General features: G+C 42.3%; 10 protein-coding genes. 6 read left to right on the forward strand and 4 right to left on the reverse strand.

Annotated elements, in window-relative coordinates; all coding sequences use genetic code 11:
- Positions 1–57: 57 nt before the first annotated feature.
- From GJV22_RS01935 to GJV22_RS01950, 4 genes are all read left to right on the forward strand, one after another.
- Complete coding sequence (locus GJV22_RS01935) at positions 58–1,173, forward strand: alpha/beta hydrolase (RefSeq protein WP_163707904.1); 1,116 nt, start codon at positions 58–60, stop codon at positions 1,171–1,173.
- A 19-nt stretch (positions 1,174–1,192) separates the two neighbouring features.
- Complete coding sequence (locus GJV22_RS01940) at positions 1,193–2,362, forward strand: PepSY-associated TM helix domain-containing protein (protein WP_163707907.1); 1,170 nt, start codon at positions 1,193–1,195, stop codon at positions 2,360–2,362.
- A gap of 126 nt (positions 2,363–2,488) precedes the next feature.
- Positions 2,489–3,859 (forward strand): SO_0444 family Cu/Zn efflux transporter, encoded by a 1,371-nt coding sequence (locus GJV22_RS01945; protein ID WP_163707910.1) that lies wholly within the window; start codon positions 2,489–2,491, stop codon positions 3,857–3,859.
- A gap of 77 nt (positions 3,860–3,936) precedes the next feature.
- Complete coding sequence (locus GJV22_RS01950; protein ID WP_163707914.1) at positions 3,937–4,440, forward strand: methyltransferase family protein; 504 nt, start codon at positions 3,937–3,939, stop codon at positions 4,438–4,440.
- A 127-nt stretch (positions 4,441–4,567) separates the two neighbouring features.
- On the opposite strand, the gene GJV22_RS01955 is transcribed toward GJV22_RS01950, so the two are convergent.
- The 4 genes from GJV22_RS01955 to GJV22_RS01970 all read right to left on the reverse strand — a co-directional run bounded on the left by GJV22_RS01955 (position 4,568) and on the right by GJV22_RS01970 (position 10,069).
- The gene (locus GJV22_RS01955) at positions 4,568–6,715 is read right to left on the reverse strand and encodes a protein-disulfide reductase DsbD family protein (protein WP_163707916.1); all 2,148 of its coding nucleotides are present in this window, start codon (positions 6,713–6,715) and stop codon (positions 4,568–4,570) included.
- Between the two features lie 181 nt (positions 6,716–6,896).
- Complete coding sequence (locus GJV22_RS01960) at positions 6,897–7,943, reverse strand: response regulator transcription factor (RefSeq protein WP_163707919.1); 1,047 nt, start codon at positions 7,941–7,943, stop codon at positions 6,897–6,899.
- Positions 7,944–8,008: 65 nt separating this feature from the next.
- Positions 8,009–9,559: an Rne/Rng family ribonuclease gene (locus GJV22_RS01965; protein ID WP_163707923.1), complete on the reverse strand. Its 1,551-nt coding sequence runs from the start codon at positions 9,557–9,559 to the stop codon at positions 8,009–8,011.
- Between the two features lie 222 nt (positions 9,560–9,781).
- Entirely contained in the window at positions 9,782–10,069 is a 288-nt protein-coding gene (locus tag GJV22_RS01970; RefSeq protein ID WP_120272359.1) for an HU family DNA-binding protein, read from the reverse strand.
- A 129-nt stretch (positions 10,070–10,198) separates the two neighbouring features.
- On the opposite strand from GJV22_RS01970, the gene mutY reads away from it, so the two are divergent.
- Complete coding sequence (gene mutY / locus GJV22_RS01975; RefSeq protein WP_163707927.1) at positions 10,199–11,257, forward strand: A/G-specific adenine glycosylase; 1,059 nt, start codon at positions 10,199–10,201, stop codon at positions 11,255–11,257.
- Positions 11,258–11,388: 131 nt separating this feature from the next.
- Positions 11,389–11,823, forward strand: coding sequence for a single-stranded DNA-binding protein (locus GJV22_RS01980; protein WP_163707932.1), 435 nt, complete (start codon positions 11,389–11,391; stop codon positions 11,821–11,823).
- Positions 11,824–11,838 lie beyond the last annotated feature (15 nt).

Below are 11,838 nucleotides of genomic sequence, written 5' to 3' on the forward strand. Positions count from 1 at the left end.
GGATGGTTCGGGCAGCTTCGGCTGCTCTTATCATCCTTTTATCACAAACAAAATGTTATGAAACAAGGAGCATCCCGCTTAAAATCACTGCCCCTCTTGGTCGCTGTTTTTTTCCTGCTTTTCACTTGTAGCAGTCAACAGACTGCTTTTGCGGCATCTGAACGGATTCAACAAACGCTGTTCAGTTCTGAAATAGACGACTCAGTTAAAATTGACATTCAGTTACCGGATAGCTATTCCAGATTCCCGGATCAAACATACCCCGTTCTTTACTTGTTGGATGGTAATTTTTATTTCGACTATGCAGCTGCTACCACCCAGATGTTGTCGCGTGGCATTCAACCATTCACCCCCGAATTTATTCTGGTCGGAATCAGCTCTCGCAACCGCTTTCGCGATTTCACCGCCACAAATGCTAAAGTCAACAACGATGGAACGCCCGTAGAATCAATCTACCAAACGAGTGGTGGAGCCGATCGATTTACACTGTTTCTAACAGAAACGCTACGTCCCAAAATAGAGTTCAACTACCGTTCAAATGGTTTCAACATGCTGTTTGGACATTCTTTTGCAGGCCTCTATACATTAGATCTGCTACTGCACCAAAAGGCCGATTTCAATGCCTGGTTAATTGCCGATCCAAGTCTTTGGTGGGATAACGAATCCTTATTTCACGAAAGTCCGGTTCTACTGCAAAAAGATTTCGAACCGACCGCCCTGTTTTTGGGCTACACCAACTCGATCAGTATTCCACCGGGAATTGATACAACACTGATGGCTGACTGTAATCATGAAATGGCAACCCGCCTTCAGACAAAATCACATGCTTTTTATTTAGAGACGCGATTTTATTCGGACTGTAGCCACGGCTCAGTTGTCATTCCTACTTTTTATGATGGACTTTGTTTCTTCTTCCAAGGCTATTCTACCAATCCCAAACAGGTGGGATTCGACCTAAATACTTTATTGGAAACATACGAATCGATCAGTCAGAAAATTCATTTCCAATTGATTCCACAACAGTCCCAACTGGAAAACCTCGTTCGGTTTTTCATGCGAACAACCAACACACGGGAAACTGCCCGGCAGTTCCTCGTCTACTGGCAGGAGCAATATCCTGGAAGTGCCGGCTGGAAAATATACCAACAAAAGCTAGCCAATTCATTTAACTGATAACAGAAACAGAAAACATATGCTACGAAATTTCTTTTACCAAACACACCTTTACCTGGGAATAGCCAGTTCCATCGTATTGATCATTTTGTGCCTAAGCGGAAGCATCCTTGCTTTTGAAGAAGAGTTTATTGATCTGTTCGATCGCTCATACCGCATTTCAAAAAACGAACGAGCAGAGCGCTTGCCGCTGACACAGAAAATAGCCAATATTGAAACATCCACAGGGAAAGTAGTCAGCGGCATGATGATTTTTGCCGAAGCAGAAAAGAACCATCTGTTCATGTTGACCAATCCTAAGACAGAAACAGCAACGGGAGAACACCGGCGTCCGGAACAGATGTGGGTCGACTCCTACACCGGAGAACAAATTGCCAAGCCGGAAAGTGCTACTGCCGAAGGATTTTTCCATTGGGTCATGCAACTCCACCGTTGGTTACTGCTCGATCGTAAAATCGGGCGAACGATAACCGGTGCAGCAACCGTGATCTTTCTGCTTTTAACTATTTCAGGCTTGGTCCTGTATTCACCGGCCAAGTTAACCGGTTGGTTGAGACGTAGCACCTGGCTCCCGAAACTGAGAATAAAAAAAGCTTCGGGTGCCAACTTCATCCTCCACCGAAATTACAGCTGGTACGCAGCAATCCCGTTGCTATTGATGGGATTTTCGGCACTTATCTGGTCGTATCCGTCATACTACAACGGTCTGGAAAGACTTTTGGGCGACCAACTGGGCAAGCAACGATTCGACAAAACAATTCCGTTGAATTATCACCCCGACACCTCGACTAAAATGTTGCCTATTGAGGCAATTATTGCCAAAGCCGACGAAGCCCTGCCCTACTCAACAAAAATATACCGCATCGATTTGCCGAAAACCAAGGACGAAAGTATCATGGTACGCAAAAAAAACGCAGCCTTCCTTGCTTACGATGCTGCCGATAAAATTCAGATCGATCCCTACACCGGAGAAGTTATAGAAATTGACGAATTCCGCAACTGGAGCTTTCGCTCGAAGGTTGCCGCACTGATCCGAACCATTCATATCGGCTCTTTTGTGGGAATAACTTCCAAGATCATTTACTTTCTCGCAGCCCTGCTGGCAACATCCTTACCCGTTACAGGCCTATTACTCTGGGTTAAAAAACTACGCGCCGGGAAAAAACGCAAGCAGATAAAACTGGTTTAAAAGTGAGCTAAATATTAAATGAGACAACAGATCAAATATCGATTCCTCTAAATACTTAAATGTTTTAGGTAAATTTGAAAACAATTTTCCACGAGAATTGATTATAGATTAAAAAGAGGCTTAGTGATGAAAGATTTTCTGCTGAATTACATCAATGAATTGGTTTACCTACTGAACGAAATGGCTCCTTGGCTACTGTTGGGACTCGTGTTTGCCGGCTTGCTCAAGGTATTTTTCCCGGAGGACAAAGTACAAAAGTATATGGGGAAATCGACCACAAAATCGGCGGTCAACGCATCGCTTTTGGGTATTCCGATGCCACTATGCAGCTGTGGTGTTATCCCAACCGGTATTTCCTTTTTCCGAAACGGTGCTTCGAAAGGAGCAACAAACTCGTTCCTGATATCAACACCGCAGACCGGGGTCGATTCCATATTTGCTACTTACTCGATGTTGGGCTGGCCGTTTGCTGTATTGCGTCCAATTGTCGCTTTTGTAACCGGCATTGCAGGCGGTATTCTCACCAACTGGCTGGCAAAAGAAAAACCAGCGCCGAAAGTGGCTCCAAAACCAGCTTTCGCCGGATTTGCGATGGCCCCCGGAGCAATGACACAAAACAACGGCAGCCTTTTAACCGCGCTCCCCCAAACGCCCAAGCCGAAGAACGGAGCTGCCTGCGACGATGCTTCATGTGGATGCCACTCTGAGAAACCCAAACGAAACGCCTTCGTTCAAGCGTCACACTATGCCTTTATCGAATTGTTGCAAGATATTGCCAAATGGCTAATCATTGGATTCCTGATTGCCGCCCTGATTTCAGTGCTTTTACCCGACGACTTTTTTACTCGCTTCCATGGCCTGGGGTTCGTTGAAATTCTGGTCATACTGGCTGCATCGGTTCCAATTTATATTTGTGCGACCGGTTCCATCCCAATTGCTGCGGTCCTGTTGCTAAAAGGCGTTTCTCCCGGTGCAGCATTAGTTTTTCTGATGGCCGGACCGGCAACCAATGTTGCCACAATCTCGGTCATCGGAAACACCATGGGACGCAAATCCCTTTTTGTGTATCTGGGGACCATTATTGGCGGAGCCGTTCTTTTTGGAATGTTGACAAACTGGCTCATCCCGGCCGATTTCATCTTAAGCAAAGTCATGCACATTCACAGCGGAGAACACGAAATGGTTCCGATGTGGCTGCAGATTACCTCGTCGGTGGTATTGATCGGCTCGCTGATTTTTGGCTACTTCTACCAACGATTCGAGAAAAACAAACAAAAAACAAATGCACTGGCATTGAAAACATTGAAAGTTGAAGGGATGACTTGCTCACACTGCGAGGCAAGCGTTACCCGTAACTTACTGAAAATAGCCGACATTGACGAAGTTATAGCCGACAAAAACACCTCAGAAGTAAAGGTGTCGGGGAAAAAGATCGACCTGAAGGAAATTGAAAAAGTGATTGAAGCAATCGGCTATCATTATAAAGGAGAAATTTAATGCAACTAATCCAGTTGGGCTTAATTATTCTAAGCCTTATTCCCACTATAGCTACCCTCTTACTCGGCTATCAAATTATGAGGGCTGGGTTCAGCTTTGGCAAACCACCGATTAACAAGGCGCTGTTTTACCTGACTAAAGCAATTCTCTCGGTGACATTTGCTTTTTTGGTGTTGGCCTCCTTTTTCCGTGAGTTTTTCAGTCACATCCCGGGACTGATTCAAAACGAGGTCCCCGACGTGCAAAAACTAATGTGCATGATCTTCCTCTTTGCGGGGATCATCCTGCTGTTACCGGCCTATTACACCATGGGAATTTTCACCCGCGTGGGCTTGCCAACATCGGAGCATGTGCTACAAACGGAAGGAGTTTACCGCGTTAGTCGGAATCCAATGTACACCAGTTTCTTTTTCTTTTTTGCTGCTTGTTTTCTGCTCATCCCATCGCTGATACTGGCGGCCTTGATGCTCTTCAACCTGATTATCCATCACCTGATCATTAAAAAGGAAGAAAGCTATTTGGAATCCGCTTTTGGAGAAGTGTACCTGCAGTATAAAAAGAGCGTTGCCCGATATCTTTAATAACTTTCAACATTGTTGAACAACGAATCAAAAGCAAAAAAATCCCGGCTACTAACCGGGATTGAAGTATAAGGAGATTACTCTAAAAATGTGGCTAATCTATAATCAGCCTAAGTCTGTTCATTAATTATTTGGATTGTTTTTTGAAATTTGACAACCCTTCATCCAAAAACTTCACGAAGTTATCTGCATTCAGGTCGTATGCTTTGGGTTGCGTTAGCTCCTGTCCCGCATGATCGAGCAACACGTAATACGGTTGCGCATTCACGCCAAACCGGGTAATTTGAAAATCGGCATATTTTTTACCAATTGTCTTCTTCACTCTTCCATCGTAGCTCGAGGTAACCCATTCCTCTTCAGCCAGTGTGGTTTTATCATCAACATAAAGCGCAATCACCACATAGTCGTTCCGCAGGCGCTGCAGCACGCGAGGATCGGACCAAACATTGGCTTCCATCTCCCGGCAATTCACACAACCGTGCCCGGTGAAGTCAATAAAAACGGGCTTATTTACTTTTTTTGCATAAGCCATTCCCTGCTCATAATCGAAGAAACCATCCAAACCGTGTGGCAAGTGCAAAAACTCGTGGTATTTCACATCCGTAATCTGAGCACCATCCCTGCCGCCATTTAAACCGCTACCGGCATTCAATTTAATTTCATCGCGAATAATTTTATTGATATTAAAATCGTGGGTTGTCATTGGCGGCATGTAGCCTGAAATCGCTTTCAGAGGCGCACCGAACATCCCCGGAATTAAGTAGACGACAAATGCAAATGAAGCGATTGACAACATCAAGCGGGGGACCGTCACGTGCTTCACATCGCTATCGTGCGAAAATTTGATTTTCCCCAGCAAATACAGCCCTAACAACGAAAAGATGACGATCCATAACGCCAGATATACTTCCCGATCCAGAATTCCCCAATGGTAGGTTTGATCGGCAACACTCAAAAATTTCAGCCCCAATGCCAATTCAAGGAAACCCAAAACCACTTTTACCGAGTTTAACCAGCCACCTGATTTAGGAAGGTTGTTCAACCAACCTGGGAACAAGGCAAATAATGTAAAAGGAAGCGCAAAAGCCATTGAGAATCCAAACATGCCGACGATGGGTTTCAAAACTGCACCACTGGCCGATTCAACGAGGATTGCTCCAACAATCGGACCGGTACATGAAAATGAAACCAGCACAAGCGTTAACGCCATGAAGAAAGACCCCATGAAGCCGCCTTTATCAACCTGACTGTCTGACTTATTTACCAACCAGCTAGGCAATACGATCTCGAACATCCCAAAGAATGAAAACGCGAAAATCATAAAGACTAAGAAAAAGATGGTATTGGGAATCCAGTGGGTACTCAACCAGTTGGCAATATCCGGTCCAAAAATCAAAGCGACAACGGTACCAACGACTGTGTAAATCGCGATAATCGAAATGCCGTAGAAGGCTGCATACAAGCGGGACTTTAATTTCGTATCGCCGCTGTGCATAAAAAAGGAAACCGTCATCGGAATCATCGGGAACACACATGGAGTGAGGATCGCGGCCAAACCAGCCAAAAATGAGAAAAACAGAAACATCCACAAATTTTCAGTAGATCCTTCTTTTCCCTTATCAGTTAAAACTTTCCCTTCGGCTGCCGGAGTCGTCTCAACGACTTCAGTTTCATTGTCCGTCACCGCAGTATTAACCGCTTCCGGTTCTTTTAGTTGTTTTGTTTCCTCTGCTTCCTTGGACTTTACCGGAGGCGCAGCAACTTCAGTTACTTCCTTTTTTTTTTCTGTAGTCGCTGCTTCTGCAGTCGCAGTAGCGGCTTTGTATGCTTTTGTTTTAAAACTGAAGTCAACCTCTGTTGGCGGCAGACAAGTCTCGTCGTTACAACACATAAATTCCAGGTAACCATCAATTGTCACCGGATCGGTTGTTTTCAATTTTATCGTTTGAATAAACTCGGCTTTTGTGGAGAAATACCGCAAATCCATCTGAAAAGTATCATCAAACTTTTCAATCGGTGTCGGTTTGGTCGTCATTTTACCGACAAATTCAATTTGCGAATTGTCGCTGAAATGAAATGATGTTGGAACAGGACCACCTTCAGGCAAACTGGTGTCGTACAAGTGCCACCCTTCTTCAATAGTGGCTTTAAAAATTAATTGTACCTCGTCACCATCCTGTTTGGAATCAAATGACCATTTTACCGGCTCCATGATCTGGGCAAACGATTGAACCGCAAATACTGCCAGAACAATTAAAATTGAGAGTCTTTTCATAATCGACTTAATGTTGTTTTGAAAAAATGAGTTTCTATACTTCCGATCTATTCAAATCGAGAAACGATCCGAAAATATTGACAGTTCAAAAGTACGCGGTACTTTTAACAGCTACAACAATGCGAAGGTTGATAAAGGGTCGGAAAAGGTTGAAAAAGGGTCTAGACCCCAATGTCTGAATCTATTTATTGCTGTTATACAAGCTGATGGCCTCTTTCCGGTTGGAAACGCCTAAGCGTTTATAAAGGTTGTTGATGTGTGTTTTCACCGTGCTGATTTCCACAAATAATTCGGCTGCGATCTCTTTATTCGTTTTCCCTGCAGCAAGTCCTTCCCAAATTTTGCGCTCTTTATCGGTCAGCAACTGGAAATAATCGATGCTGTCTTCTTCCCTCTGTCTCATCTTCAACTTCCATATCCATAAACAAAGCATAAAAATAACAAGCGCCTCGCCCCAAATGATCCAGGTTCTCCATGGCTTGGTAATTTTCGGGATCTCGCAAACCAAGTCCCTATATCCGACCAAGTTATTCAGCATATCATCATAAACGCTCGTATACAAAGCTTTCGGATAAGAGGACTTCATCCGTTCTTGGAAATCGAAATAAAAATTACTGTTTCGCAAAAAATCGGTTTCCCGATCCTCAATATGGTATAAAGCAAACAGACCAACCATAGGATCTTCAGATTGGTTGACAAATTCACGAATACTACGGTTCAAGCTCTGGCTCTGGAAATCGCGCTTAGCAACGGTATTAATCTCATTTAAGGAACGACGTTTCAGAAAATAAGAATCTTCGAAGCCAGCCAGTGCCTTATTTCCTTCCGATCCTTCGATTTGTATCTTAGCAAACAACTCGCTTCCATCTTGGCTTCGTATCGTCAGTTGACTACTATTATCCAATAAGAGGTGAATAAAATTGCGACGGGTGTCATTCGTAAATTCAATAGCAAACGAGTTACTTCGGATAAGATATAACCGGTAAAAACGCGAATCGTCCGGTAAATCCTGACCTGACAAAACGAAATTGCCATCCGTATCAATCATTCCTTCATTAATAACAAACTCGGGGGAAGCAACGAACAAGTTTTCGGGTGACTGAATAGAGGCGAGGTAGATTCGGGGTTGCCAATCATCAGTGATATTAATCTGTCCTTTTATTTCGTAAGCTGAAACAACTTGCGCAAAAAGACAAATTAGGGGTAGGACAAATAGTAATTTCCGCATAAAAGATAGTTCTAGAACCCCTAAAATAATAAATCCCGAACAAATATGTCCGGGATTTACATTTATTAAAGTATTATTTCTTCCATGTTTTCATCGAAAAAATGATAATCGAGAAAACTCAGGGAGTTTACTTCTTCTATTGCGACTTTTCGCAAAAACTTTAAAGCCCATTTCCTGCGTTGGGACATAAATCCCTTTGTCAGGAAGGCGGCCACATACGGATGAACTTTTAGTGTCAATTTCCTTTTATTCAAATCTTTGAAAATGTAATTGACTTTATTGTCCAGTTCATCTGTGAAGAGAATCGTAGGCGTCACCTTTCCGGTACCCTTACATGTAGGACAAACTTCTGCTGTTTCTACATGTTCTTCAGGGCGAACCCGTTGGCGGGTGATCTGCATCAAACAAAACTTGCTCAATGGCAAAATGTTGTGTTTGGTGCGGTCAACATCCATCGCCTCCTTCATGCGTTCAAAAACCTTTTGACGGTTTTCGGAATGATGCATATCGATAAAATCGATTACAATAATTCCGCCCATGTCTCTCAGCCTCAATTGCCGTGCTATTTCTTCGGCAGCAGCTATGTTCACTTCCAGGGCATTGGTCTCCTGATCCACACCGGCTTTCGAACGATTTCCGCTGTTCACATCGATTACATGGAATGCTTCCGTGTGTTCGACAATCAGATAGGCCCCGTTTTTAAACGAAACTGTTTTTCCAAAGGACGACTTAATTTGTTTTTCGATCCCGTAATGTTCGAAGATTGGTTGTCCGCCTTTATACAGCTTGACAATTTTCTTCTTTTCCGGGTCGATTGTACCAAGGTACTCTGCAACATCATCTGCAACTTCAGCATCATTAATAATAATGCTATTGAAGTTCGGGCTATAAATATCTCGCAATAAGGCTGTTGTCCGATCAATTTCACCGACTATAAGTGAAGGCGCATTAGCCTTCCTGAGTTTTTGAAAGATCGTTTCAAATTTAGCGACCAGCTTCTTCAGTTCCTGGTCTAATTCGGCAACCCGTTTCCCTTCAGAAACGGTTCGGACAATAACACCATATTTCTTCGGCTTAATGCTTTGTATCAGCTTCTTCAGCCTGTTTTTTTCTTCGGTTGAGCCAATTTTTTGTGAAACACTAACCTTTTCACTAAATGGCATCAACACTAAGTTTCTTCCCGCTATCGATAATTCTGATGTTAACCGGGGGCCTTTGGTCGAAATTGGCTCTTTGGCAATTTGTACCAGTATGTTTTGGCCTGCTTTTAACACTTCCGTTATCTTGCCCTCTTTGTTAATATCGGGCTCGGAGTGAATTTTTGATACCGAAAAAATACGGTTCTTTTTTGAACTGGCAATTTTCATGAACTTGTTTAAAGTTGAAAATTGCGGGCCCATGTCGAGATAATGCAAAAATGCATCTTTTTCATAACCAACGTCGATGAATGCAGCGTTTAAGCTCGGCATAATTTTCTTGACTCTACCTAAATAGATGTCGCCAACTGCAAATTTTGCTCCGCTCCTTTCCCTTGATAGTTCAACTAAGCGTTTGTTTTCTAATAAGGCAATAACGACTTCTGAGGGAGTGACATCAATAATCAGATCGCTACTCACAACGTTACTTAAATTTGATAATAGTTTAAGCGTATAAAATACTACTTATAAAACGGATTAAACCTAAAGCACTCTGTACTTTAGGTTTAACCAACAGCCAAGAAATAGTCTTACCTAAAGTAAAACCTATTTCTTCTTCTTATGTCTGTTTTTACGTAGTCTCTTCTTACGCTTGTGCGTCGACATCTTATGTCTTTTTCTTTTTTTTCCGCTTGGCATAACTTATTTTTTTACTTGGTCTTTAACTTGTGACACGAACGTTTTAGCCGGTTTAAAACTCGGAATAAAATGTTCTGGAATTATGATTGTTGTATTTTTTGAAATATTGCGTGCAGTCTTTTCAGCTCTTTTCTTTACGATGAAACTTCCAAATCCACGTAAGTATACGTTTCTTCCTTCAGTCAATGAATCTTTTACAGTTTCCATGAAAGCTTCAACAGCTTTTTGCACCGTCACTTTTTCTATACCAGTGTTCTTGCTAATTTCGTTAACAATATCTGCTTTAGTCATCTCTAAAATTATTTAGTTTTCAATAAATTATAAAATCGTATCAAATGGTGTGCAAAAATAAAAATTATTTAAGAACTAGAAACATCTGAAATGAATTATTTTTGCAATTAACGTAGATTCTAAATAGTTATGGAGCATTTTGTGGGGTTAGAGGCGAAATTAAGGAGATGGTACGAACAAAACAAACGTCACCTCCCGTGGAGAGAAACATCTGATCCTTATATTATCTGGCTGTCCGAAATCATTCTTCAGCAAACCCGAATAGACCAAGGACTGGCTTATTTTAAACGCTTTGTTGAAAATTACCCAACGGTTGAAAAATTGGCGGAAGCAACCGAAGATGAGGTATTGAAATTGTGGCAGGGACTAGGATATTACTCCCGTGCCCGAAATCTTCATTATACGGCCAAAACGATCAGTACAGTTTATAACGGCAATTTCCCTTCTGACTATAAAGAAATACTCTCCTTAAAAGGAGTGGGAGAATACACTGCAGCGGCTGTTGCCTCTATTTCTTTTAACCTACCACATGCCGTGGTCGATGGTAATGTTTACAGAGTCTTGTCCCGTTTATTTGGAATTGACACCCCCATTGATAGCACCGAAGGGAGGAAACAATTTAATGAATTGGCCAACGAAATCCTGAACCAGAAGAATCCCGGAGATCACAACCAGGCAATGATGGAATTTGGGGCGCTACAATGCACACCTAAGAAACCGAAGTGTGGCGATTGTATTTTCAATGATTGGTGCCTGGCACTAAAAGAAAACATCGTCGACCAATTGCCAGTCAAAAAAGGGAAAATTAAAATTAAGCATCGTTATTTTAATTATCTTTTGCTTTCGAATGGCACGAGTGCCTATATCCAAAAGCGTACAGCCAACGACATTTGGCAAAACCTTTATGAATTTCCGATGATAGAGACCTCTGAAAAAACAGAGATCGATCAAGTTCTGAACGGCTCTAGCTCCCTTTACAATCCGCAAACGGATCTCGTCGAAGAAGTAAGCGGCTGGGGAAAACAAGTCCTCAGTCATCAACATATCCATTACCGGTTTATTCAAATCCAATTAAAGAATAAAAAAAGCCTCCTTCCCGGTTTGATCGAAGTGAATAAAAAAGATATTTTTAACTTTGCTGTTCCAAAACCAGTTGAGAAAAAACTAACACAGCTTAATTGGTTTTGAGCCGTTCGTAGTGCGAAACAGGTAGGTTCACCACGAGAACAGCTACATTCATGAAATTCTGACACTTACACACAAACATTCACTGTCGAATTTTGTAAATTGGATGTTATTAATTTAAAAACCATTTAACTATGTCAGTAAACAAAGTTATTCTAATTGGCAATGTAGGACAGGATCCTGAAGTAAGACACTTGGATAAAGACGTGACTGTAGCTAACTTTTCGTTGGCAACCTCTGAAAGTTACACCGCTAAAAACGGAGAAAAAGTAACAACAACCGAATGGCACAACATCGTTGTTTGGAGGGGGCTGGCAAAAGTCGTTGAGCAGTACGTTAACAAAGGAGATAAATTGTATATTGAGGGCCGAATCCGGACTCGTTCGTGGGATGATAAAGAAGGCAACAAACGCTATACAACTGAGATTTATGCTGATATCCTGGAAATGTTAACTCCCAGGGGACAATCATCTGGAGGACATCAAGCCTCGGAACCTCAAAATCAAAAGGCAGAATCGGTCAATGAACCGGATTTCAGTTCCTCCGACGAGGACGATCTGCCATTTTAGTAACCAAAATTTTGA

The sequence above is a fragment of the Mangrovibacterium lignilyticum genome (genome assembly GCF_010882175.1).
Taxonomy (GTDB): Bacteria; Bacteroidota; Bacteroidia; order Bacteroidales; family Prolixibacteraceae; genus Mangrovibacterium; species Mangrovibacterium lignilyticum.

What these genes read in the sequence shown, in the direction of transcription:
- GJV22_RS01970 (WP_120272359.1), bottom strand. Translation starts at nt 10,069, where the DNA reads ATGACTAAAGCAGATATTGTTAACGAAATTAGCAAGAACACTGGTATA.
- GJV22_RS01940 (WP_163707907.1), top strand. Translation starts at nt 1,193, where the DNA reads ATGCTACGAAATTTCTTTTACCAAACACACCTTTACCTGGGAATAGCC.
- GJV22_RS01980 (WP_163707932.1), top strand. Translation starts at nt 11,389, where the DNA reads ATGTCAGTAAACAAAGTTATTCTAATTGGCAATGTAGGACAGGATCCT.
- GJV22_RS01950 (WP_163707914.1), top strand. Translation starts at nt 3,937, where the DNA reads ATGAGGGCTGGGTTCAGCTTTGGCAAACCACCGATTAACAAGGCGCTG.
- GJV22_RS01945 (WP_163707910.1), top strand. Translation starts at nt 2,489, where the DNA reads ATGAAAGATTTTCTGCTGAATTACATCAATGAATTGGTTTACCTACTG.
- mutY (WP_163707927.1), top strand. Translation starts at nt 10,199, where the DNA reads ATGGAGCATTTTGTGGGGTTAGAGGCGAAATTAAGGAGATGGTACGAA.
- GJV22_RS01960 (WP_163707919.1), bottom strand. Translation starts at nt 7,943, where the DNA reads ATGCGGAAATTACTATTTGTCCTACCCCTAATTTGTCTTTTTGCGCAA.
- GJV22_RS01935 (WP_163707904.1), top strand. Translation starts at nt 58, where the DNA reads ATGAAACAAGGAGCATCCCGCTTAAAATCACTGCCCCTCTTGGTCGCT.
- GJV22_RS01955 (WP_163707916.1), bottom strand. Translation starts at nt 6,715, where the DNA reads ATGAAAAGACTCTCAATTTTAATTGTTCTGGCAGTATTTGCGGTTCAA.